The following is a 25,248-nucleotide window of genomic DNA, read 5'->3' as shown; positions in this document are numbered from 1 at the left end:
TCATCCATAGAGCGCAGAGAGGGCACAGTTCAAAACAGAAAGTTGCCGAAGGTAGAAAAATAGGTAGAAGAAAGGCTGACTTTTGTCTAACCCTTCTTCTCATTTTAATAAAATTACTATAGTAATTTGAACCATTAAATGTCCCTGTAAGAAAAAAGAACGATTTGTTACGGTACCCATACCTTTCGGATGGAAAAGATACCTGCTCTTAGATTAATATCCACCACTTTTCATTACCCACCAAACAACCTGGCAAACTTCAGAAAAGAAGGGAAAATAACCCCTACGACAATCGAGGTACTTTTAGGTCGAACGACATCGGTTAAGAAACCTAAGAATAATCTGTAGTTCTTATTCTTTTAATTAATTATTCGTATTAGAGAGTACGGGTTCTTAAGAATGGCTTACGCAGGACAATCAGGTAAAAGCCAACACGGACTTTCGTTTTGAGACCATTTAGCATTGTTCTCATAGGTTATGCACATTCTTCCTATTTCTTATTTAATTTAGGTTCTGCATTTGTGACTTCTTTTATATGTGCTAACAAGTGATATTCTAACCTACAAATATCTCCCATAATCCTTAAGTCCTTTGGAGTTCGAGTTAGTTTATTCACATCACATTTAAAAGCTAAACTAACAATATAAAATTTCTCAAGATGATTACAATCTGAAAAAGCAATTCCTTTAGAATTCTCTTTGTAAAAACGCATTCCGGCACTATGGCTGCCATTTTTCTCTATTCCATTTAAAAATTGTTTAACTCGGCTTGTTAGCCCTTTTCTTGCATTGCTCATACCTACGTAAAAAATATCACTTGGTTGAACTATTTGTCCATTAAGATCTTTGTGCGTAAAAGCTAAAAGATATATTCCAGGATAATTTCCATCTTCTATATTTTTATAATTCTCAAGAAGCGGTTCCCATTTCTTATTTAAAATTTCTTGGATTTTCTCCTTCATAAATTAGACCTCATTCTTAGTTCAACTTTTCACATTCTGACTAACGTCGAATTTTGTTATTGATAATCAATTAGTTGCAAATATCCAATTCAATCTTAATTTCTCATGGTCTCTGCCTCTTTTCCTAAACGTTACCGAAGAAATTAACAGAATTCCTTCATATGGGGAATTATGTAGAACGTACTGATAAAGGCACTGGCATATTTATTTCTATTCTAGGTTGTTACGAATCTAGCCGTTTTTTTTATATTAAAAAATTTTCTGTCTATACTGGCTTTTAAGATCGTTAGTGTTTTCTATAGAAAAATCTCGTCCTTCTTCGGAAGTCTTCTTATTTTCCGTGGCGTTCGAGTATAAAAAACTATACCTATAATATAGAGCCTATTCTTCAAGTATTAATTAATGGCATTATAGGTCTCCAGTTCCCATTATGGTCCTTTTCCCTGTTCAAATCCAACTCAACTTTTCTTTTAATGAATGTACACGTAACCACTACTGTTTGGCTCGTGCAATAACCATTTCTATGTTCGTACATCTTAAGTAGTCTTTCCTGATTCAACTCTTTTGTCCAATTAGTAATAGATCCCACAGAGACACCCATCTTTGCTGCAGTAGTCTCTCTTAAGGCAAAATAATCTCTGAACCCTCTACTAATGAAATTGTATACTCCCCAAAGTAGTTTTGCTCCTGTATTTACATTAGATAAGGTATAAAGATCGAAAGGCAGCAAAATCTGAGCTTTATCATCCTCTAAGAATTCTAAGGCTTTTTGAGTAAGAAAATATTTTCTTCCATTCTTCTCTAATAGTCTCTGTTCTATTAAGACTTTTCTTGAACTTCCCACAATATTGGGATGTAGTTTAATCAGTTTACCGACTTCTTTATGACTGTAGGAATTGTAACCAAGTTTACCATTGAGAGAAAAATCTAAGCCTAAAATGTATTTCTGATTGAGAGTAAGCTTGGAAGTTAAAAGTCTTCCAGGAATTGATAAGCTCAGTTGCTTATCCTTTTTAGTAGGATGATAGTTGTGCATAGTTTTAATTTTTTGAGAAAAGGGAGGTTCAGCCGCAAATTGACACCTCCCTTTTTTATTTTACACTGCAACTATCCAGCGATATCTACCAATACCCACCAATCTTGTACTCCAATATCATTTACTTGACCAACTTTAATAATGAAAAGGATTAGAAACCACCAATCTTATATTCCAATTCCACTCATCTTGTACTTCAAATCCACCAATTTTGGTCTTATAAAGAAGAAGCTATAGAATAATTGAAAGAAAGGATATATATTTTTGAACAAGTCAAAAACATATATAAAAAGAGTAAGTGAGCAACTTGTTGTCAAGTGCTGCGCACCTGCCAACGGTCAGTTACTCACATTTCAATTTTTTAAAAATTAATATTCTTCTGCCAAGATTAAAGTGAAGTAATTATATTCTTGACTGTATTTACCGGAGTCTAACATCGTTTTGCTTAGCTGATCGATAGCAAACACTTTACAGTCATGTTCGATGCAGTAGAACGTTTGCAAATAGTCTATTCCGTTGTGTTGCTTGACAAGCCTTTTAAGGAAGGTAAAGATTTCTGCTATTTCTTCATTTCGAAGAGTATTTCTGACTCCACTGCTCAAATAGAAGCATCCATTGAAGAAGTAGTCTCCTCCTTGCTCCGGCATATGATATTCCAAATTACTCTTGAACTCATAATGGCTTATTAAGTAGCCAAATCCTTTTTTTGAGTATCCGAGCCTATTGCCTATTTCTATGTTAGAAATCTTCTTTTCTCTAAGTTTGAAGTACTGTAAATAATCCAAATATGTCTTTTCTGTTGCTTGAATCTTCATGACTGAATGTTTTTATAACATTCAGCCCAATAATCCAGAGATACAACAGTGGTATCTTTTTTAAGTAATTTTAAATGAATCTATTAGCGAACAACTGCATCCACTTTAAGATGGTTGGAAATTGGATTTTTCCACGCAAAGAAGAGCGACAAATTACCTTCTGGTGTAGATGATCATTTGTGGTTGAGATAATGCCATAGATCCTTTTAAAAAAGGATTAGCAAATCTAGAAGAGCAAAAGAATAACTGTTGCTTATCTACTAAGTTAGGCGGTGCTTTATGGTCGCCAAGTACCTACGCAGTCATGAATGCAGCTTGCAAAGAGGTTACGACGTATTTCTTTCTACAGCTAATCAGCCAAAGTTTCTTTGAGTGTGTTCCTCTTTAAAAAAAGACACTGAAAGAAACTTTTTTATTTGAAAAGGGGCTGTAAAGCAGGATCAATCTCTTCGATGTCAGCCGGTTGTTTTAATTCCGTGTTAGAATTCTTTAGTAATTTTTTGTCCTCATGGTCGGAAGTGAATTCTTCAATGTTATTTTCAGAAGCCACCCATATAACCTGACCAAAAACCCCAACTCCACACAGTAAGGTATCATCTTTTTTACTGGACCTTATTGAGGATGTTGTAAAAAAAAGGAAGTTATCAATATCCATTTTGTAACCGACAACCGCCCCAACTAAAGATCCCATTGCGACCGTGAAGAGATCGGCCTCCCCTTCAGAAGATAGATATTCAGAGATAACTTCGGAAGCTTTTTCTACGTGTTTCTCCTTTCCCGGATTGGTTATAAATGCTAACAGAAGCACAGCTGCAATTAATATGTAATATTTCGAAAACTTCATTTCAATATTTTATAAAGATTATTAGAATATTCCTAGCCACTTTAGGGTTTTGCGATTGGCAACAATCCTCCATCCAAATGGAGATTCTTCTCCTTTTTTCAAGCTGTAACTGTCAAATTCATCTGTAAGTCGTTTATTCCTGTAGAAATAGAACCTCAGATCTTTGGGCGAGGAAAGTTGAAAAACACTACCTAGTATTCCCAGTCCGATAACGTGCAATTTTTGCGTTTGTGTGGATTTGATGTACGAGATTGAACAGAAATGGTAATCTGTTATTTTCATTCTTGTAGTCAAAGCATGGTCTAAACCGTCAAATATTGGTCTGGCGTCCGAATTTTGTACAGAGGCTTGAGCTGCAGTATTTAAAAATAATTCTCTGTATTCACTCTGATGTTTATTCAAGTCTGGATTCAGGATAAACAATAATGGTAGAAGCGCCAAGGGAATGGCGAATAGGTATTTTTTTTGCATACGACTCAACCTCAAAATCTACCAGTCCCAAATAGAAGTTTATACTACAAAAAAGCGTGGAACTGTAGCTTACTGTAGTTGAAGGCACCGCCAAGTACCCTACGCACAAATAAACACAGCCCACGCCGTAGCGTGAGCGTCTGTCTATTTAACCTGTGCGTGTTTAAAAATTGGCGGTTTCTCAACTACAAGTATAAATAGCTAACGCTATCACTTCAATATTTTAATCTGTAGTAAATGTACCATTTATTTCAGAAAATTTAACAAACTGAAGCCGGAAGTAACTTCCGGCTGTTTAGTAATCTTTAAATTGACTATGCTGTCATCTGAAAAGTGTTCCAGTGCTCTTCTAACATATTGGCTACTTCATCTTCAGTGACCTTTATGTATCTCATAAAGGTTTTCTCCGATTTATGTCCTGTGATTTTCATAATACTTATTGTCGGAAATCCCTGCTTATAAAGATTGGTGGCAAACGATCTTCTTGCACAGTGTGTACTGAGTAGTTCCCATTTCACGAAGGTCTGCTCTACCCTTTCCACTCCATGCATTCGAGATCTGATGATCGTTTTATCCATTCCTGCCATCTTGGCAATAGTTTTAAGCTCTCTGTTCACGAGCATATTGCTATATGCATGTGGAAGTTTTCCGCTGTATCTCTCAATAATTGACTGGACAATAGGATGAAAGGGAATAACTACATACTGGCCTGTTTTCTGTGTTTTTATTCGCAATCTGCCATCTCTAATGTTCTGCTGATTGAGTTGCTTAAAGTCTCCAAAGCGCACTCCTGTATAACATGCTATAACGAACAAATCCCTTATCTCCTTCAGTTTGATATCGTGATCAAGGTTTAATTCGAGCAGTTGTTGTATTTCCTGCTCGTTCAAATAGATATGCGACACTTCTTCTTGAAGTACTTTAAAGCGCTTAGTTTTAAACTCTAAGAATTTATTATAGCCACGTTCTGTTGCTGCGTTGAGAAAGGTTTTGAGCGTCTTGATTATCTTACCAAATGTATTGTTTCCCGCTCCACGTTCTTCAATATGATATTGCATGATGTCATAGTAGAAATCCAAGGTGAAACTTTGCCAAAACAATTCCTTAATTCGGCGGTCCTTCTTATAAAGTTCTAGTAAGTGAATGAAATCATTGTAGCTGCGAATAGTAGAAGGTTTCTTAGTTCGCCTGCTCTCTTCTATAAAATCATTTTTAAATTGTTCCCAACTGACATGATGAACTGGTTTCCCCCGTTTCCCCTGTTTCCCCTCGGTAGGGTTCTTTCCAAGCTCATACTGTGATCTGACAAAAGATGCTGCAGGCTCTATATCATCATAAAGTGCCTTGTGCACGATATCGTCAAATTTCTGTTTAAACTTGGTAAGAAGCATATTTTTAGAAGTAAATCCTTTCTCGGATTTCTTTACTCTTTGATTGACCTTGTCCCAATTCTTCGGATCTACAGAAAGTCCGGTTGAAAAATACATGGTTTGCCCTTTATGGGTATACCTAAGCAATATTAATGTAGATCCGTCCTTATTGACAGAGCCTTTATTTTGTCTTATAATTAATTTTATAGTTGCCATTGTTTTTGTTTTATAGACTGTGCGATATAAATAACTATGAGGTATAAAGTCCCCGTAAATATTTGGTGATAGCAAACATTTACAGAGACTTCCTTTTATTTTAAATAATCTTTTTAAAGTGGCCTTTAGTAGGGTTTAGTAGAAATCCTTGATCGCGGAACTGATAAACCCATTTCTGTGCAGTACGAACCTTTATTCCATTCTCCTCTGCAACTTTCTGCGATTGTGAAAATGTAAATTCATTGTCAAGTTCGTAGAAGTATTCTAGCTTTTTTCCTCTAAAGGAATCCTCAATCTGACCGTTTTTCATCATTTTAAGGGTATCCATCACATTATTTAAAATAATGTCTGAAATAGAAAAAGCTACACTTAAATCTAGATCATTTACTAAGTTTGAATTGTTAAACTTCTCCTGTAAGTCGAGCTTTCTAAGCGTACTCAGGATAATAGCGATCTTCACTGTAATTGCTCCAAGCCTTATTACTGTGGCTCGTACGTCTAAACCAACAATGCTCTTTGCCTGCTGTAGTCTTGCTCTGAAGTGTTTGTCAAATTTATCCAACTGTTCCTTGGACAGTTCAAAGACAATAGGATCTTCATAACTTTCAAGTTCTATAAAGTAGTCAAGCACCTTCTGCGCGTGACCTGCGAAATATCCTTCATAATCAAAGTCATCAATATCCAATGCATCCTTCCATCCCAAGTCTGAATGAAGTATATAGGGAATAATTCTACTGAATAATCCGTTTTCTGTATCAGGAATTAATCTGAAAAATTGTCTTGGAGTTCCTGATTGCAGCATTGAAAGTCTTCCTTCGGGAACAATTAAGTGTTCACGATTGGTTTTGCGCATAAGGGTGATCGGCTCCCCTTCATAAGCCTTTCGTAGAAGCGGACTGATAGTAGTATCCGATCCCTTAGCACTTTCTACCATAGTATCCATTTCTGTGTCAAAAACAAATCCAGTTCCATTATTCTCAAAAAGCTGTAACACCAACATCGGAGGAGTGATATCTGCAGGAATACTGAAGGTTTCCAATTTAGGTTTAGGTCCTACCTCGGAATACTTTATACCACCTTTATTATACATTTCTAATCGCTCTTCATATTCGTCCATTTTAAGACGGCTTTCTCTAATCAGCATTTGGTCAATCTCTTTCACAATTCTGTTCGGCCATTTAATTAAACCTTTTCCTGAAGCAGGATTTCCAATAATAGCTGTAAACAGATTGGTGTACAGTTTATCATTACGGAATCTCCCAACAACGTTTCTAAATACACCTCCAAAAATTGTTATGAAGGAAATAATTTGCATTTCAGAAAACTCCCTGTCAAACGGGTGAGCTAGCTTCTTAAGCGTTTCCGGTAGATCCTCCTCCTTTATAGAAACCGGTAAAGGAAAGGCTAACTGATCATCTGGATCTTCCTTCACCTGTTCTTGAGGATATTCCTGTTTAGACTCCTCAAAAGAACCTAAATTCTCATCTTTGCTTTCCTCAGCCTCGCTCTCACTATTATCTTCAACAGTAGAATTTACTGCCTGGGGGGAAATGGGGGAAACAGGGGAAAGAGCAGAGAAATTGGTATTCCCCCCTGAAAGAAGTTCAATCAGTTCTTCTTCAGGAAGTCCGAGAGTAATCCAGTCACAAAGGTCTTTACCTCCTGCCTTTTTGAGTTTCTCAGGCCATTTCACGACACGAATATAAAAGTCTTTTTTGTGTCTCTCTTTGAACTTTTTTGCAGACTTCCTTCCCGTTTCGTCATCATCGTATGCTATAACTAGTTCGAAATTATTGTGATTTGCATCTCTGATATCTTCTAGATACATCCTCCCATCTTCAGGAATAAACGTACTAGTTTCAGAGTTGAGGCAAATAGCATTAAAGCCAAGCGAACCAGCTTTAATCATATCCTTTCCACCTGCACAAAATACAACCTGAACTAAATCATCTGTCGGTTCGTTTTTTACCTCATGGTAAAGTTGTTTTAAAAGGCCTAAACCGCCGAGATAATCCCTTGGATAATCTCCGATCCATTTGTGCTTATATTCCTTCGCATACGGCTTATACACCTTTACTGAACATTTAAACTTTTGACCAATGAAAACTTCATGGTCCTTCTTCATAATCCTGTAGAATTTATCTTTCTCTTCAGAATAAAAAGTGTAACTTTTAAGAAAAACAGAATTGAATCTCTTCAGGTCCTTATAATTAATTTGAATTTCTTCTAAGAAATTCATTTCAGCATGCGCCAATTCATCCTCGGACATTTCATCAATGTCAAAATCAATTCCTTCTGGAAGTTCAACCTCTTCAACTATCGAATCTTCTTTCTGTAAATTCTTATATTGATCAGGAGATCCAATTTTTAAAACTTCATGTAAGGCTTGAATAAAGCCGAAATCAGGATTAAGTTGCATACACAAGTTTATGGCATCACCATCGTAGTCCGGATCACCATAATCTTTAATGTAGTACTTACCTTCTCTGTCGAAGCATTGGAGCGATGGATTCCTCTCACCCCTCAAATGATTTCTGATAGGCTTAGACCTTCCTCTTTGAAAAGCATTTTGTTCTAATTCTGGAAAAATGTGCATAATATAGTTAAGTCCTCCGTTAGTCTTCTCGAAGACCTCTTGTTTTGTTATTCTCATCTTGAGCATTTTTAATAATAAACTTCATTGCTGCCTCTGGCTCAAAGCGCACCGCATCACCAATTAAAACTGTAGGCATTCCTTGCTCACGAAGTTTTCTAATGGTGCTGGGCGACACTGAGAGCTGATCGGCCAATTCCTTAGTATTAATGAGTAGTTTTTGACCATTGGCAGTGTTAGCTAATCTTCCCTCCAGAGACTGCATTATGGTAGATTCCAATCGTTCAACAACCTTGGCGGCCACCTTATCAATGATTAGGTCGATAAACGGATTGTAATCGTTTGGTTTGAAACTCATTGTCTTCAGGAATTTTCATCGAAAATAAAGGCAATGAAGAAGCTCCGAAATTGGTATTTTTAAAATGTCGTGATTTGGAAAAAGAAAAGCCCTTAGAAAGAGGGCTTTTATGAATAGAGGGGAAAGAAATTATTTGAAAATGTCGTTACTTCTTAAGGATCTTACCTGTTATTTGAAGTATCTCCATCTCTTCCTTAGGTTTTAATTTTTCAGAAGTTGCTTTTCTCAGCGTACTGGGATTTACCACTCCTCCCTTGATTAAGAAGCAATTGGATGCTATATCATAGAAACCATGATTTTTGGAAGTATAAATCTTTGGCTTTAACCGTCTCAAGAAGAAGTTTAACGTATTGTAGTTCTTAAGCCAATCAATTTTTTGACTCTCTTCCAAAAAAGAGCCACTGAAGATTCGCAGAAAGGCCGCAGGCGAGATGTCTTCAGTAATATATCCAGCCTTCTTTAGTTCTGCTCGAATTAAACCAAATTTTTCATAATTCAAATCTTCTACTTTATAAGAGTTGTAGGGGGCGTCTTTCAAACTTTTCAGATAGTTTATCAGCCTGTAATAGAATCCCGCATAGAATTCTCCGTAGAAGTCCATGTGTCCAAATAAGTCTTTTGGATTCGGTGTCTGAACTGTCCGGTAATCCCAGTCCCCGGTTTGATGATAGCTTTCTATAGACTCTTGAATGAAATTAAGTTCTACAGATCCGTGGTTGGTTTCGTTCAATGGAGGTATGAGCTTAACTGTTAACTCAGGAGCCTTCATGAAATCTTCTTCTATAATTACTGTTGTATCCTCAAAACCATCAATGTTTCCGTAGAGAATGTTTTCATAAGTGGTGATATGCTTTGAAATTTCGGATCCCCTATTTGAAGATCTTCTAAAGGACTGAATCAAGAAACTCTTTTTGATCTCAAAACGATCATCTAAAATTTGATTAAAAATTTCCCTTTGCTTCTGTTGAACTTTTTCTTTGTCTTCAGGTGAAATGTAGTCCTTTTCATAAAAGATATTACTCGCGATATCTGTGAATGTTATAGTCCCGTTTAGCCAATCTTGGAAGGAATATCTATATTTAGAGTCCATTACAAAGTTTTAAGAATCAGCATTCTAGGATGACAATGTACTGAATTTGTTACTGCATAAAAAAACCGCCTAGCTATCTTATTGATTACTAAGCGGTTACTTAACTATTCTTGCGGTCTGGACGAGACTCGAACTCGCGACCCCCTGCGTGACAGGCAGGTATTCTAACCAACTGAACTACCAGACCGTTGCTTTATTGCGAGGGCAAATATACAGCCGTTTTGCAATCCTACAAACCTTTTTTTGCTTTTTTTTCAGAATAATTTAAACCCATCAACCAATCTTTTGTCTTTCAACAAGATAAGTCGTCAGAATTTTTTCGAGATTTTTATTAATATCCGCCTGCACATACTGGATCTTATACCTGGCGCATTCCAGTTTAAGGGAATTAATATAATCCCCGACCGCAAGTTTATAATTTTCCTTTACATTTTCAGAATATAAATCTACCTGTGCACCAGTTTCCACATCGGTAAACCGCCTGGGAACATTGTCAAAATCAAAACTAAGCTCCCTCTTTTCATCCATTACATGAAAAAGCACTACTTCATGCTTATTATACTTTAAGTGCCGCAGAGCTTCAAATAAATCAGTTTCTTCGGCATCTGCCTGGAACATATCGGTAAATAAGAATACAAGTGATCTCTTCTTCAGTTTTTCTGCAATTTGGTGAAGAAATTTGTGAGTATCGGTTGTTTTACCCTCAGCTTTTTCCAGGACAAGATCACTCAGCGTATTTAGAAGCATATGGTGATGCCGCTCACTACCTTTTTCAGGCGCATAAAATTCGAACTCGTCACTATAAACACTTAAACCAACCGCATCCCGCTGCCGCTTCATTATTTGCATAATACAAGCCGAAGCTAAAGCAGAAAAACCAATTTTATTTAGAGCACCAACCTCTTGTTTTGCCAGTTTTGGATAATGCATAGAAGCTGAATTATCCAAAATTAAATGGCATCTCAAATTTGTTTCCTCTTCATACCGCTTTGTATAAAGCTTGTCGGTTTTGGCAAATAACTTCCAATCGATATGCTTGGTACTCTCGCCGTTATTATAAATTTTATGTTCGGCAAATTCCGCAGAAAATCCGTGAAACGGACTCTTATGAATCCCTGAAATATATCCTTCCACCACCTGCCGCGCCAGTAACTCGATATTGGTAAATCCTCCTGCCTTGTGTACTTGCTCCTGTAAATTCATCCTGCTTAATTCTAAAAACAAATTGTAATATATAGAAAAAGGCCTGATTTCCATCAGGCCTTTTCGTTATCGTTATGTAATAACCCTACTACAAAAGATTATCAAGAGCTTCAGCATAAGTAGTTTTAGGAGCCACACCAACCTGGCGCCCTACCAATTCCCCGTTCTGAAAAACAAGTACTGTAGGTATATTTCTCACTCCGTATTTAGCAGCAAACTCCTGGTTCGCATCCACATCAAGCTTTCCAACCAGTGCTTTTCCTTCGTATTCCTGACTTATCTCGTCGATGATAGGTCCAACCATTCTACAAGGTCCACACCATGCAGCCCAAAAATCTACCATTACAGGCTTATCACTCTTTAAAACTTTCTCTTCAAAAGTCGCATCTGTTATTTCAATTGCCATAATATCTTATTTTAAGTTTTGCTTCTTTTATGTAATATGTAAAATTAGTCAAATAATTTTGCTTTTTCTTACACAAGCATATTGTATTTGGCTATAACCTTATTTACAAGGCTTATTTGGCGGTTTCCCCGCGCTCGTGGCGCGGGGCCGGGCTTTTCGCGCTACAAGGTAGCTTGCTCCAATCCATAACCGAAAAACAAGTTGGCAGTGACACAGTTGCAATAAAGTCCCGTCTAAACTGTGCGAGCGAGCGTGATTTTCCGAAGGAACAATTAGCTAAGCAAGCGAGCAGGGAATTTCGATTTAAGACTAATTGAAGAATTGCTTTTATATATCTTGTTGCCAGTAGTACTTTAAGCTACTTTGAATTCCGATTCGTTCATTTCCACGCTAAATCGCACATTGGCTTTCAATGCTTTAAATACTTTTAAAATTGTTTCGATAGTAACATTTTTGGTATTTCGCTCCAATTTTGAAATTTGCGATTTTTGAACTCCGATTAATTCTCCGAGTTGTTCTTGAGTCAAATTCCGTTCTTTGCGTACAGACTTTATTATATCGCCAAGAACTTGCATTCGCAAGTCAAACTCATATTTGTCACGTTCTGGTGTTCCAAGTTTTCCAATGTCCTTGTCCTTCATTTGGTCAAGTGTCATCATTTTCATTTTTTTATTTTTCGTTGCCATAACTTCAAGTTTACTCGTCAAAATATTCTGATCTTATTTTCATTGCTTTCTCAATTTCCGATTTTGGAACTTTACTTACTTTTTTTATAATTCCGTGTGTTGATAACACAAGCGTTTCAGTTTTATCAGTTTTGTCCTAAAATGCAAAAAGTCTGTATTGAATCCCTTTATAAACTGCTCTGAATTCCCAAATATCGTCGTTCAACTTTTTGAAGAGTTTTGGGTCGTTTTCAAGTTTAGCTTTATCCAAATTATAGTAGATTTTCTTTCTAGCTTTCGCGTCCAATTGGGACATAAAATCAATAGCTTGTTCAAGAAAAACTATCTCAAATTTTGGTCTCATTTAATGCTTTCGTTAGTTCTCTTTAGCAAAGATAACAAAAGTTGAATTATATGGAAACTTTTTGATTTAGTCCACATTGCTGGCAACAGTTAACTTATCAAGAATATCAATTAAAGCCAATCCTGGCTGTGTTTTTTGCCACTGCTTAAATTTGGCAATTTTCGACCCTAAACAGCATGAAACTGACCTTTTTCTGCTGCCTTCTAATCGTTTAACTTCACAAATACTTAAAAACCACACACTTTATCTATACCGCTGTCCATTTTTTTCGATTTACTGCCTAAACATCCTGTTTTTCCATTCTTTTCATGCCGAAAAATGGACATTTTGAGAGATCATTTTCAGAAATTCATGGGAACAAGGTTCCCGCTCCTAATTTCAATCTTTAATCCGTCCCAGGAGGATGCTCTAAATTGTCAATTATCGAGCTATCTCCACGGACAACAGACAACAATAAGCCTATGTCCAAATTTGCCAATTATCGACCTACAGAAACTTCATTTTTCTTACTTCGAAAAACTCCAAACCCCGAACAACGAACAACGAACTAATTCAGCTTATAATTTACCTGCTCCTCTTCCAGGGCTTCCAGTAATTCCTGTGATATCTTTACCTTTTGCCGCTTGCTTGCCATATGCAGCTTCACCTGCTCCTTCATTTCATAAACCACAAAATTTAGTTTATGATCCCCGCGATGGGAACGAAAAATATCTTTTAGCACTGTAATCTTCTCCTCTTTTAGGTCATTTATATCCAGCTGGATGGTAAGTTTCTTTGCATAACTATCCATAATATCATGAAGTAGCTGGAAACTGTTAAACTGAATCCTTGGGTCACTCTTTTTCCCGGTTTCTTTATTGGTCCAGCCTTCCTTGATAAAAGCTTTTATATGTACAAAAGAATTCGGCACCAGAAAATGCCTGAATTTAAGATACTCTTCCCCAAACATCCTGAATTCATAAGTCTCCACATAATCTTCTACAAAAAATGTGGCCCATCCTTTGCCCATTTTGGAAGTCCGATGTTGCACATCACTAACTACACCTGCAAAAGAAAGCTCCCTGTTTACAAACTTCTCCATTTCATTAAAATCGGCTAAAGTGGAGTTGCAGAAATATTGGAGCTCCTTCTTAAAGTCATCCAACGGATGTCCCGAAATGTAAATTCCCACCACTTCTTTCTCTCTCTTCAGTTTTTCCATCGTGCCCCAAGGCTCACATGGCGGCACTGTTGGCTCCGGAATTTGGACATCACTGGCTTCTCCAAAGAGACTTACCTGCGAGGAGTTTTCATTTTCCTGGAATTTTGCCGCAAATTTTATAACTTTTTCCAGAAAAGTCATTCCGTCGCCTTCATCATGAAAATATTGTGCGCGATGGGTATCGTTAAATCCGTCAAAGCCACCGGCCAGAGCCAGGTTTTCAAAAGCTTTTTTATTGGCTGCACGTAAATCTATTCGTTTGGCCATATCAAAAATGGAACGATAAGAACCTGCTTCAGTTTTACGATTTTCTACAATAGTAGCCACTGCTCCTGCACCAACTCCTTTAATCGCGCCCATACCAAACCTTACGGCATTTTCTTTATTTACAGAGAACTTGTAATAAGATTCATTTACATCAGGCCCAAGCACATTTAGCTTCATACGCTTGCACTCTTCCATAAAGAAAGTAACCTGCTTGATATCATTCATATTATTGGAAAGCACCGCCGCCATATATTCCGCAGGATAATGCGCTTTTAAATAAGCAGTCTGGTAAGCGATCCAGGCATAACAGGTAGAGTGGGATTTGTTGAAGGCATAGGCCGCAAATGCTTCCCAGTCTTTCCAGATTTTCTCCAGCACTTCCCTGGGATGGCCTTTGGCTTCTCCCCCATCTAAAAACTTCGGTTTTAGCTGTTCCAGTAAAGCGAATATTTTTTTACCCATCGCCTTTCGCAGCATATCGGCGTCACCTTTGGAAAATCCGGCGAGTTTCTGCGAAAGTAACATCACCTGCTCCTGATAAACTGTAATTCCGTAAGTTTCCTGCAGGTATTCTTCCATATCGGGCAAATCGTAGGCGATCTCTTCACTCCCATGCTTCCTGGCGATAAAACTCGGAATATATTCCATTGGCCCGGGGCGGTACAAAGCGTTCATTGCAATAAGGTCGTCGAAAACTGTGGGTTTAAGATCCTTCATATGCTTCTGCATTCCGGGAGATTCATACTGAAATATCCCTACGGTTTCCCCACGCTGGAAAAGTTTATACGTTTCCTCATCATCTAACGGAAAACTATCGGGATCTAAATCTATATCATGACGACCTTTTACAATTTTTACCGTGTCCTTTATTAAAGTCAGGGTTTTAAGGCCTAAAAAGTCCATTTTTAGCAGTCCGGCGCTTTCTACTACAGAGTTATCGAATTGTGTAACATATAAATCGGAATCTTTTGCGACCGAAACCGGCACATAGTCTGTAATATCTCCGGGGGTAATTATCACCCCGCAGGCATGGATTCCTGTATTCCTCACTGAACCTTCCAGAATACGTGCCTGATTAACGGTTTGCGCCTCCAGGTCGTCTCCTTCAGCTATATTAAGGAGTTCATTAATATTCTCTAATTCTTCACTTCGGAATTTGCTTTTTAGCTCCTTTTCGCTCATTCCGAAGATTTTACCTAACTTGGTGTTGGGAATAAGTTTCGAAATCCTGTCCGCATCACTTAGAGGTAAATCCAAAACCCTGGCAGTATCCCGAATTGAAGATTTAGCAGCCATGGTTCCGTAGGTGATAATCTGCGCCACCTGATTGGCCCCATATTTCTCAATTACATAATCCATAACACGGCTACGCCCTTCATCATCAAAATCAATATCAATATCGGGCATGCTCACACGATCCGGATTAAGGAAACGCTCAAAAAGGAGATCGTACTTAATGGGGTCGATATTTGTAATTGCAAGGCAGTAGGCCACGGCACTTCCCGCTGCAGATCCACGACCCGGCCCAACCGACACGTCCATATTCCGTGCTTCCCGAATAAAATCTTCCACAATAAGGAAATATCCGGGATAACCCGTATTTTCAATTACCGAAAGCTCAAAATTCAGCCGTTCTTCAATTTCCGGCGTAAGATCTGCATAACGTTTTTTCGCTCCTTCAAAAGTGATGTGCTTCAAATAGGCATTTTCGCCCCGCTTTCCGCCATCCACTTTATCTTCTTCAACTAAAAAAGCTTCAGGAATGGTAAACGCCGGTAAGAGTACATCCCGCGCCAGTTCAAAAGGTTCAATTTTATCTACAATTTCCTGAACATTGGAAATCGCTTCGGGTAAATCCTTAAAGAGATTCTTCATCTCTTCGCCAGACTTGAAATAGTATTCCTGGTTTGGCAACCCATAACGATAACCTCTACCCCTTCCTATCGGTGTGGCCTGCTTTTCGCCATCTTTTACACAAAGCAGAATATCGTGCGCATTGGCATCTTCCTGTCTCCAGTAATAGGTATTATTGGTGGCAACCAGCTTTATTTTATGAGTTTTGGCGAAGTCAGTTAAGACCGGATTTACCCTGTTCTCGTCTTCCTGGTTGTGCCGCATGATCTCCATATAGAGATCGTCTCCAAATTCTTCTTTCCACCAAAGCAAAGCTTCTTCTGCCTGCTTTTCTCCCACATTCAGCACTTTACTGGGAATTTCCCCGTAAAGATTTCCGGTAAGGACAATAATATCTTCTTTATATTTCTGAATCACTTCCCGGTCGATTCGCGGCACGTAATAAAATCCTTTGGTATAGGCGATGGAAGACATTTTTGCCAGGTTATGATATCCTTTTTTGTTCTTTGCCAGCATCACGATCTGGTAACCATTGTCTTTCCTGGATTTATCCAGATGATTTTCACAAACAAAGAACTCACAACCCACCACAGCTTTTAATTCTTTAGCTTCAGCAGGCAAATTATTCTCCAGCGCTTCAGCATTCTTCGCTTTAATAGATTTATTATAGGCACCCACCTCTTTTACAAAATGGAAAGCGCCCATCATATTGGCATGATCTGTTAAAGCGACAGCCGGCATATTTTCTTCTCCTGCCGCATTTACCAGGTCGGGAATACTAATGGTAGACTGTAAAACTGAAAACTGGGAATGGTTATGCAAATGTGCAAACGGTACTTCATCCAGTTTTTCGAGGTTCTCTTCAATTTCCTCGGTAGTAATTGCTTCGGACGGTTGTTCCTTCTGAAGCTGCTTCCTTATTTCTTCGGAAGCCTTTTTGAGGTTGATATGTTTTAACCCGATAAGTGGTATCGGCTGCGGATTGGCTTCTGAAAAATTCTGGAAATAATCTGCAGGAACGTCCAATTGTTCTTTGGTGAACATTCTTTTGCGTAACAGTTCAAGAAAACAACGGGTCGTTGCCTCCACATCGGCCGTTGCGTTATGGGCTTCAGCAAAAGGTTCGTCAAATAAATACTCGTGAAGTTCGGTAAGCGTAGGCAGTTTAAATTTACCGCCGCGGCCACCGGGAATTTTACACATTCCTGCCGTAACCTCTGTACAGGTATCGAGAATTGGCAAATTTTGAAGTGAATTTTCCATCTGAAGTCTGAAGAATTCGGCTCCCATAATATTTACATCAAAACTTACATTCTGGCCAACTACAAATTTCGACTTGTTGAGTGCAGATTGAAATTTCTCTAAAACTTCATTTAAAGTAATTCCATTTTCCGCGGCTAGTTCGGTGGAAATTCCGTGGATCTTTTCTGCATCATAAGGAATATTAAAACCTTCGGGTTTTACTAAATAATCCTGACTTTCAACCAGCCTTCCCATGTCGTCATGCAGCTGCCAGGCAATCTGGATACAGCGTGGCCAGTTATCAGAATCAGATAAGGGAGCGTCCCAACGTTTTGGTAATCCGGTAGTTTCGGTGTCAAAAATGAGATACATGTGGTTCGGTTTAATTTAGGCAGACCCAAGAATGGCCAAAAAAAAGCACTCCGGCTTTTCCTGCTAAATTAAAGATAAAATGACTCTTCGTAAAAGAAACTTTTTACGTTTTATTAACCACTACAGCCCATAAAAAAAGCCTCACAAACAGTGACCATTTAGGTACTTATTTGTGAGGCCTGATGCGAACATTTTAAACCACTACTACATCAGTCAACCTGTGTTCGCATCTTTTTCTTTTTTATATTATTGTTATCAATCAAATTGCTTTTCAAGGCTTTTCACCTCGTTAAAGGTAGCCATAATAGCATTTTTTTGCTTCAACAGTATATTTCCTGTCGATGCCGGAATGTCAGGATCTTTAAGAATGTCTTCATAATCCTCAACTGCTGCTTTTTCTCCTCTTACCGCTTCTTCGAGGACAGCCTCTTCTTTATCTGATGAAAGACTCGCTTTAAGATTCATCCATGTTCTGTGCGCATCTCCTGCTATACTCGAACCTTTATCTGGAGACTCACCAAAATTGGCAATTTCTGACTTTAATTCGTGCCCAAAATCATATCGCTGTTGTGCCTTATCTTTAAAAAAAGATTTAAGCTGATCATTTTTCACCTTCTCTGCAGCAAACTTAAAACCCTTCTCTGAATCGTAATTTTTCTTAAGAAGTTCATTTAGTTTATTTGCAACTTTTTCTGAATATTCCATGCCTTCTTTTCTTTTATCGTTTAGCTAAAGGTACAGCGCTAAAACCTTCGCATCAAGCTATTTAACAGGGTTTAGCACTAATTAACTGGTTTTAACAACGCATCTTGTTTTTTCTCTAAAACCTTTCACAAAACCCATTTCATTGCTAAAAAGAGGCTAGGGCTTCCAGAACATAATCAATAAATTTAATTTTGTAAAAACTTGTAAATTAGAAAAATGTAGTATCTTTGCAGCCTTATTAATAATCGGGGTCGGGAACCCCACAAATTAATTTTTATGCCTGTAAAAATAAGATTACAAAGACACGGTAAAAAAGGAAAACCTTTTTACTGGATTATTGCCGCAGATTCGCGTGCAAAAAGAGATGGTAAATACCTTGATAAAATAGGTGTTTATAATCCAAACACTAATCCTGCAACTATCGAATTAGATGTTGATGGCGCAGTAAAATGGTTACAGAACGGGGCACAACCTACAGATACTGCCCGTGCTATCCTTTCTTATAAAGGAGTTTTACTGAAAAAACACCTTGCTGTTGGTGTTAAAAAAGGTGCTTTGACTGAAGAAGAGGCCGAGAAGAAATTCCAGGCTTGGTTAGAAGAAAAAGAAGGTAAAATTGACGCTAAGAAAGAGAATTTAACCAAAGAACAGGAAGCTGAAAAAGCTAAAGCTCTTGAAGCTGAAAAGGCTGCCAACGCTAAACGTGAAGCTGAAGCTGCCGCTGCTGCCCAACCAGAGGTTGAGGAAACTGCAGAAGATCAGGAAGCTGCCGCCGCCGGTGAGGTAGAGGAAGCAACTGCTGACGAAGCTAAAGCAAACGAAAAGCAGGAACAAGCAGGATCTTAAAACCTTTTCTAACGAAAAATGACAAAAGAAGAATGTTTCTATCTTGGCAAGATCGTTAGTAAATTCAGTTTTAAGGGAGAGGTATTGATTAAACTCGATACTGATGAACCTGAAACTTACACAGAAATGGAATCGGTTTTCGTTGAATACAACGAGAACCTGGTTCCATTTTTTATTGAAAAAAGTGCTCTTCACAAAAGCACACTACTTCGCGCCAAATTTGAAGACATTAATACCGAAGATGATGCCGAAGACATCATAGGCTGCGAACTCTACCTGCCCCTTACCATGCTTCCAGAGCTGGCAGATCATCAGTTTTACTTTCACGAAATTATCGGCTTTAAAGTAATAGATGCTCACCATGGTGATATTGGCGAAATAGTATCTGTAAACGATAATACGGCGCAGGCCTTATTTGAAATTAAAAAGGATGGTAAAGACATACTTATTCCCATGAACGATGAGTTTTTGGAAAAAGTAGATAAGGAAAATAAAGTCATTTACCTCAACACTCCTGAAGGACTGGTGGATATTTATTTGTCCTAAAGGCATTCTTATTCTTTATTTTTATTATTTATTGTCACTCCATGTATACCTGGTATATCTAAAAAAATGCCGCTCCCTAATGGCAACGGCATCTTATATTATCAAGAAATTATAAGTTTTAGGTAAGAATTTCTTCCCAGCCAAACGCTTCAGCTATTGCTTCATATACAATCTTACCTTTTACAATATTTAGACCTTTGGATAGAACTGCATCTTGTGAGCAGGCGGCTTCCCAGCCCGAAGCCAGCTTTAAAATATAAGGAAGCGTAACATTAGTTAAAGCAAGAGTGGACGTGTGCGGAACAGCACCCGGCATATTTGCCACACAATAATACACAACATCATCTATAATATAAATAGGATCCTCATGGCTTGTAGGCCGTGAAGTTTCTATGCACCCTCCCTGGTCTACCGCAACATCCACAATTACAGTCCCCGGCTCCATCTCTTTTAACATATTTCGTGTAATAAGTTTCGGAGCTTTTGCCCCGGTATTTAAAACAGCACCAATTATAAGATCGTGCGTGCGAAGATGTTTCCGGATATTATATTCATTTGAAAATTCAGTTACTACATGGCTGGGCATAATATCATTCACATGCCGCAAACGATCCATATTCACGTCCATAATCGTAACCTGAGCTCCAAGCCCTGCAGCCATTTTTGCTGCCTGAATCCCAACTGTCCCGGCTCCAAGAATCAAGACTTTTCCAGATCGCACGCCGGGCACTCCTCCCAATAATAATCCTTTTCCTTTTACAGGTTTTTCAAGATATTTTGCTCCTTGCTGTATCGCCATCCTTCCGGCAACTTCAGACATTGGTGTAAGCAGAGGTAAAGCTCCCGAAGGCTCCTGCACCGTTTCATAAGCAATACAAACGGATTTGCTGTTAATCATCGCCTCTGTAAGCTCGCGATTAGAAGCAAAATGAAAATAAGTGAAAATTACCTGATTTTCCTTTATCAGGGGATATTCCTTTTCAATAGGCTCTTTTACCTTGACGATCATATCGCTTTTGGCATAAAGATCTTCAATGGTAGGAAGCAACTCGGCTCCGGAAGCTGAGTAATCTTCATCTAAAAATCCGCTGTTATCACCCGCAGTAGACTGCACAAAAACCTTGTGTCCACTTTTGGTGAGTTCCAGTACACCAGCAGGAGTCATTCCCACGCGGCTCTCGTTGTTTTTAATTTCTTTAGGCACCCCGATTTTCATAAGTAGAATATTTTTGACGCAAATTAAATTAAAATATTCAAACGCAGGGGGTGCTCATAAAAAAGAATATAATTTTTATTTCTATCGTAATTATTTAGGGGGTTAAATTACAATATTTACAATTTTACCAGGAACAACTATTACTTTTTTAGGGGTTGCTTCAGATAAATATGATTTTGATCGCTCATCTTCCAATACCGTCTTCTCAATTTCTTCTTTGCTTATATCAAGTGGCAATTCCATGGTAAAGCGCATTTTTCCGTTGAAGGAAATGGGATAATTTTTGGTGCTTTCCACCAGGAACTTCTCTTCATAAACAGGATATACTGCGGTAACCACGGACTCAGAATTGCCCAATTTCGACCATAATTCTTCCGCTATATGGGGTGCATAAGGCGCGATTAAAACTGCAAGCGGCTCCAGTACTTCCCGCTGATTACAATTTTGAGCCGAAAGTTCATTCACGCAGATCATAAACGTGGAAACCGAAGTATTAAAGCTGAAATTTTCAATATCCTCAGTCACTTTTTTAATCGTCTTATGCAAAGTTTTTAGCGAATCTTTGGATGCCGGCTCATCTGAAACAGAGAAACTGTTCTCCCCTCCTTCAGAGGGGCTGGGGGAGGAATGATAAAGTTTCCAAAGTTTTTTCAGGAAATTATGCACTCCTGTGATTCCGGCAGTATTCCAGGGTTTTGCCTGTTCTAACGGCCCCAGGAACATCTCATACATTCTTAAAGTATCGGCACCGTAATTTTCACAAATATCGTCCGGATTTACCACGTTATATTTGGATTTGGACATCTTCTCAACTTCGCGGCCTACCACGTACTTCCCATCCTCTTCTGTTAGAAATTTAGAATCAGCAAATTCCGGACGCCACTTTTTAAAACCTTCAATATCCAACTCATCTGAAGAATTTACCAGGGAAACATCGGCGTGAATAGGTTGTACAGCATTTTTGCCAACTAGGTTTTTGGATATCAAGACATTTTCCCCTTCAAGACGGTAAACAAAAGCACTCGTTCCAAGGATCATCCCCTGGTTGATCAGCTTCTTAAAAGGTTCTTTAACAGTAAGGTATCCGCGGTCCTTTAAAAATTTTGTCCAGAAACGGGAATATAATAAATGCCCAGTAGCATGTTCACTTCCACCTATATATAAATCTACGTTTTCCCAATACTGCTTCGCTTCCTTAGAGACAAAGGTCTCCTCATTATGCGGATCCATATACCTGAAAAGATACCATGAGCTTCCCGCCCATCCAGGCATAGTATTTAGTTCCAAGCCCCCTCCGCCCCCTAAAGGGGAACTTTCAAATTCCTCTTGAGATATCACCTTCTCATTTTTTTCATCCCAGTGCCATTTTTCAGCGCGTCCCAGAGGCGGCTCACCTTCTTCAGTTGGGAGATATTTCTCTACTTCGGGAAGTTCGAGTGGCAGGCAGTGCTCAGGTATGGGATGTGGCAGACCATTATTATAATAAATAGGAAAAGGCTCTCCCCAATATCTTTGTCGGCTAAAAACAGCGTCCCGAAGTCGGTAGTTTGTTTTTCCGTAGCCAAGACCCAATTTTTCCAGTTCCAGGATCGCTTTCTGAAGCGCCTCTTTATATTTTAGTCCGCTAAGGAAATCTGAATTTGCGATGACCGTTCCTTCTTTTCCCGAAAAAGCTTCTTCAGAAATATCAGCATTTTCGAAAATATTGATAATTGGTAAGTCGAAATGTTTTGCAAAATCATAATCACGCTGGTCGCCACAAGGCACAGCCATTACCGCTCCAGTTCCGTAACCCGCCAACACATAATCCCCAATCCAGATTGGCACCGGCTCTTTGGTAAAAGGATGTTCTGCATAAGCACCCGTAAAAACACCGGTTATCGACTTCACATCTGCCATACGCTCACGTTCACTGCGTTTCGCACTGGCAGCGATATACGCTTCAACTTCTTCTTTCTGTTCCGGAGTGGTGATTTTTTTCACCAGTTCATGTTCCGGTGCCAAAGTCATAAAAGTTACTCCAAAAATCGTATCGGGACGGGTGGTAAAAACACGAATCCCCCCAGCCCCCGAAGGGGGAGCTTTTTGGACTTTCTCACTAACATGAGGTTGTCCAGAAAGAGCAGTTTCAATTTTTTCAAGAACGGCATCAATATCTCCAATTACTTCTGCATTTTTAAACCTTAGGACTTTGAATCCTTTGCTTTCAATTATCGCAGTTCGGTTTTCATCTTCTTCAATCTGCAAATCATGAATTCCTCCATCAACTTCAAGAACTAATCGCTTTGACAGGCAAACAAAATCTACTATAAAATCATAAATAAGATGTTGTTGACGAAACTTATAGCCTAAATTTTTATTGCGCAGATGTTTCCAAAGAATTCTTTCTGCATCCGTAGGATCATTCCTGTTTTCCCTCGCCTTTTCAAGAAGCAAATGGGAATTGTTTCCTCCAGTCATATATCCCCGTTGTGCTTTCTCTTCCCCTTCGGGGAAGGATAGGATGGGGAATTCAACCATTGCTCCAACCGATTTCCCAATCCAGTTACGCTGACTTTCTTTTAAGCTCTCGGTCCAATCGATTTTATCAAGATCCTGAAGAAGGCGTTCTGCAAAGGCAGAAATACGCATGCTCCATTGTGTCATTTTTTTCCGAACCACGGGATAGCCGCCACGTTCGGAAACTCCGTTTACAATTTCATCGTTCGCGAGCACTGTTCCCAACTGCGGACACCAGTTTACTTCGGTTTCAGCTAAATAAGTAAGTCGATATTTAAGTAGAATCTTCTGTTTTTCTTCAGAAGAAAAAGCATTCCATTCTTCCGCAGTAAAATCTTCAACATCATCGTCACAGGCTGCTTTTACTTTTGTATTCCCTTCCGAAGCAAAAATCTCTTCAAGTTCTGAAATTGCACGGGATTTATCCTGCTCATGATCATACCAGGATTCAAAAAGCTGGATAAAAATCCACTGCGTCCATTTATAATATTCGGGATTACTGGTGCGCACTTCCCTGCTCCAATCAAAAGAAAAACCAATCTTATCCAGCTGCTCGCGGTAACGTTTTATATTATTCTCTGTAGTAACCGCCGGATGCTGGCCGGTTTGAATGGCATATTGCTCTGCCGGAAGCCCAAAACTATCATACCCCTGCGGATGCAAGACATTAAATCCCTTGTGGCGCTTGTAACGCGCGTAAATATCGCTGGCAATATACCCCAGCGGATGCCCCACATGCAGCCCTGCCCCGGAAGGATATGGAAACATATCCAACACGTAATAAGCCTCCCCCAGCCCCTCCGAAGGAGGGGAGCCAGGATTTTTAGCTTTAAAAGTTTGATTATCGGCCCAGTATTTTTGCCATTTGGCTTCAATTTCGTTGAAGTTGTAATTCATTTCTTCTCTTAACTATTGGTCATTGCGAACAATGAAATCACGCGGCAATCTAAGACTGCTTCCCGTTGTTCGCAGAGACGTTAATCACTAATTGCCTGCAAATTTACAATTTTATACTTGTCGGGTTGCCCAATAGCAGAGAGATTCTTAAGCTTTCCTGGCTTCTTTTTCCATTGGCAGCACCAGCTCATAAAGCAACCGGTTAACGGGGGTCGATATTTGCCATTTTTCGCCTTCCTTTACAATATACCCATTGAAATTTTCCAATTCTGAAGGTTTTCCCTCCATAATATCCCGCTGCGTAGAAGCAGTTGTTCCTTTTGGCTGCTGCTCTGCAACTTTAAGTGCTTTTTCTACATGTTCCCAAGTCAAAGCGATGCCTTTTTTATTGCCAACTGCCAGAACCTCTTCAGCAGTTTTGCGCATCATGTCCTTAAGGTAGTCGCTTTGCAGAATTTTATCTATAGACACCCTGGTAAGGCCTCCAATTGCACTTACCGTAGTGATATAAAGGAATTTCCTCCAGATTTCCAGCTGAATATCCTCCGGAATTTCACAATTCACCCCCGAATTATCAAAAACTTTCTTTAACTGAAGAATTCGCTCGGTTTTAGTATTATCCAATTCCCCAAAAGTGACGTAAGGTTCAATAGAAGGGTGTTTTATCTTTCCGGGACCTTCTTTAAAAGCTATAATCCGACATAATCCTCCTAAAACATTCTCTTTTGGAATTACCTCCATAAGTTTTTCAGCATTACTGGCACCATTCTGCAAAGGAAGTACCATCGTATTTTTGCCAATTATCGACTTTATATCTTTTGCAGCTTCGGAAATTTGCCAGGATTTCACTCCGAGGATCACCAAATCGGGAGCGGGAACTTCAGCTACATCATCAGTTGCCAGTTTTGGATGTACAGTGAAGTTTCCATTGATGCTCTCTACTTCGAGTCCGTTTTCCTTAATTGCTTCCAGGTGTTTTCCGCGGGCAATCATACTCACCTCATATCCTGCTTTTGCCAGTTTTCCGCCAAAATAACCTCCAACTCCTCCAATGCCATATACAAGTATTTCCATAGGTGTTTTTTTCAAATTTAAGAAACTAGAAATCTGTGTCGTCCTTTTTGGGAAAAAACAAATAATAAGGACGGGGGAATAATCCCCCTTTTTAAATTAACATTTTTTTATAACTTCGTAGCGGAGTCCAGAAACCA

Annotated in this window: 19 protein-coding genes, 1 tRNA gene and 1 pseudogene; 2 read left to right on the top strand and 19 right to left on the bottom strand. The window is 38.8% G+C overall.

What is annotated here, in order from left to right; genetic code table 11:
• Nucleotides 1–490: 490 nt before the first annotated feature.
• From RM545_RS09615 to RM545_RS09540, 16 genes and pseudogenes are all read right to left on the bottom strand, one after another.
• Nucleotides 491–961, bottom strand: coding sequence for a hypothetical protein (locus RM545_RS09615; RefSeq protein ID WP_311495109.1), 471 nt, complete (start codon nt 959–961; stop codon nt 491–493).
• Nucleotides 962–1,349: 388 nt separating this feature from the next.
• A complete protein-coding gene (locus RM545_RS09610) occupies nt 1,350–1,997 on the bottom strand; it encodes a hypothetical protein (protein WP_311495108.1) in 648 nt (215 codons plus the stop codon).
• A 368-nt stretch (nt 1,998–2,365) separates the two neighbouring features.
• On the bottom strand, nt 2,366–2,812 hold the full coding sequence (locus tag RM545_RS09605; protein WP_311495107.1) for a hypothetical protein: 447 nt from the start codon (nt 2,810–2,812) through the stop codon (nt 2,366–2,368).
• 412 nt (nt 2,813–3,224) lie between these two features.
• A complete protein-coding gene (locus RM545_RS09600; RefSeq protein WP_311495106.1) occupies nt 3,225–3,656 on the bottom strand; it encodes a hypothetical protein in 432 nt (143 codons plus the stop codon).
• Nucleotides 3,657–3,677: 21 nt separating this feature from the next.
• On the bottom strand, nt 3,678–4,127 hold the full coding sequence (locus RM545_RS09595; protein WP_311495105.1) for a hypothetical protein: 450 nt from the start codon (nt 4,125–4,127) through the stop codon (nt 3,678–3,680).
• Between the two features lie 314 nt (nt 4,128–4,441).
• Complete coding sequence (locus RM545_RS09590) at nt 4,442–5,713, bottom strand: site-specific integrase (RefSeq protein WP_311495104.1); 1,272 nt, start codon at nt 5,711–5,713, stop codon at nt 4,442–4,444.
• A gap of 100 nt (nt 5,714–5,813) precedes the next feature.
• The gene (locus tag RM545_RS09585) at nt 5,814–8,366 is read right to left on the bottom strand and encodes a DUF3987 domain-containing protein (protein ID WP_311495103.1); all 2,553 of its coding nucleotides are present in this window, start codon (nt 8,364–8,366) and stop codon (nt 5,814–5,816) included.
• The gene (locus RM545_RS09580; RefSeq protein ID WP_311495102.1) at nt 8,329–8,664 is read right to left on the bottom strand and encodes a helix-turn-helix domain-containing protein; all 336 of its coding nucleotides are present in this window, start codon (nt 8,662–8,664) and stop codon (nt 8,329–8,331) included. The genes RM545_RS09585 and RM545_RS09580 overlap by 38 nt, the downstream gene beginning before the upstream one ends.
• Nucleotides 8,665–8,809: 145 nt before the next feature.
• Nucleotides 8,810–9,754 (bottom strand): hypothetical protein, encoded by a 945-nt coding sequence (locus RM545_RS09575; RefSeq protein WP_311495101.1) that lies wholly within the window; start codon nt 9,752–9,754, stop codon nt 8,810–8,812.
• A gap of 113 nt (nt 9,755–9,867) precedes the next feature.
• A tRNA-Asp gene (locus tag RM545_RS09570) sits at nt 9,868–9,941 on the bottom strand.
• 86 nt (nt 9,942–10,027) lie between these two features.
• Nucleotides 10,028–10,957, bottom strand: a complete 930-nt coding sequence (locus RM545_RS09565; RefSeq protein ID WP_311495100.1) for a DUF58 domain-containing protein — start codon at nt 10,955–10,957, stop codon at nt 10,028–10,030.
• A gap of 88 nt (nt 10,958–11,045) precedes the next feature.
• Complete coding sequence (gene trxA / locus RM545_RS09560) at nt 11,046–11,363, bottom strand: thioredoxin (protein ID WP_311483413.1); 318 nt, start codon at nt 11,361–11,363, stop codon at nt 11,046–11,048.
• Nucleotides 11,364–11,716: 353 nt separating this feature from the next.
• On the bottom strand, nt 11,717–12,049 hold the full coding sequence (locus RM545_RS09555) for a helix-turn-helix domain-containing protein (RefSeq protein ID WP_311495099.1): 333 nt from the start codon (nt 12,047–12,049) through the stop codon (nt 11,717–11,719).
• 10 nt (nt 12,050–12,059) lie between these two features.
• Nucleotides 12,060–12,392 (bottom strand): annotated as a pseudogene (locus RM545_RS09550) (type II toxin-antitoxin system RelE/ParE family toxin).
• A 547-nt stretch (nt 12,393–12,939) separates the two neighbouring features.
• Nucleotides 12,940–17,328: a DNA polymerase III subunit alpha gene (gene dnaE / locus RM545_RS09545; RefSeq protein WP_311495098.1), complete on the bottom strand. Its 4,389-nt coding sequence runs from the start codon at nt 17,326–17,328 to the stop codon at nt 12,940–12,942.
• 255 nt (nt 17,329–17,583) lie between these two features.
• Complete coding sequence (locus RM545_RS09540; protein WP_311495097.1) at nt 17,584–18,033, bottom strand: ferritin-like domain-containing protein; 450 nt, start codon at nt 18,031–18,033, stop codon at nt 17,584–17,586.
• A 276-nt stretch (nt 18,034–18,309) separates the two neighbouring features.
• Here RM545_RS09540 and RM545_RS09535 point away from each other — a divergent pair, with 276 nt between their 5' ends.
• Entirely contained in the window at nt 18,310–18,879 is a 570-nt protein-coding gene (locus RM545_RS09535) for a 30S ribosomal protein S16 (protein ID WP_311495096.1), read from the top strand.
• Between the two features lie 18 nt (nt 18,880–18,897).
• Nucleotides 18,898–19,425, top strand: a complete 528-nt coding sequence (rimM, locus tag RM545_RS09530; protein ID WP_311495095.1) for a ribosome maturation factor RimM — start codon at nt 18,898–18,900, stop codon at nt 19,423–19,425.
• Between the two features lie 118 nt (nt 19,426–19,543).
• On the opposite strand, the gene ald is transcribed toward rimM, so the two are convergent.
• From ald to RM545_RS09515, 3 genes are all read right to left on the bottom strand, one after another.
• On the bottom strand, nt 19,544–20,641 hold the full coding sequence (ald, locus tag RM545_RS09525) for an alanine dehydrogenase (protein WP_311495094.1): 1,098 nt from the start codon (nt 20,639–20,641) through the stop codon (nt 19,544–19,546).
• Nucleotides 20,642–20,743: 102 nt separating this feature from the next.
• Nucleotides 20,744–24,037 carry a leucine--tRNA ligase gene (leuS, locus tag RM545_RS09520; protein ID WP_311495093.1) on the bottom strand — a complete coding sequence of 1,098 codons (3,294 nt, stop codon included), beginning with the start codon at nt 24,035–24,037 and terminating at the stop codon, nt 20,744–20,746.
• Between the two features lie 147 nt (nt 24,038–24,184).
• A complete protein-coding gene (locus RM545_RS09515; RefSeq protein WP_311495092.1) occupies nt 24,185–25,111 on the bottom strand; it encodes a ketopantoate reductase family protein in 927 nt (308 codons plus the stop codon).
• Between the last annotated feature and the right edge of the window lie 137 nt (nt 25,112–25,248).

Source organism: Autumnicola lenta (assembly GCF_031846515.1).
Taxonomy (GTDB): Bacteria; Bacteroidota; Bacteroidia; order Flavobacteriales; family Flavobacteriaceae; genus Autumnicola; species Autumnicola lenta.
The sequence above is the reverse complement of the archived record's forward strand: the minus strand, read 5'-3'. Positions and strand labels throughout refer to the sequence as shown.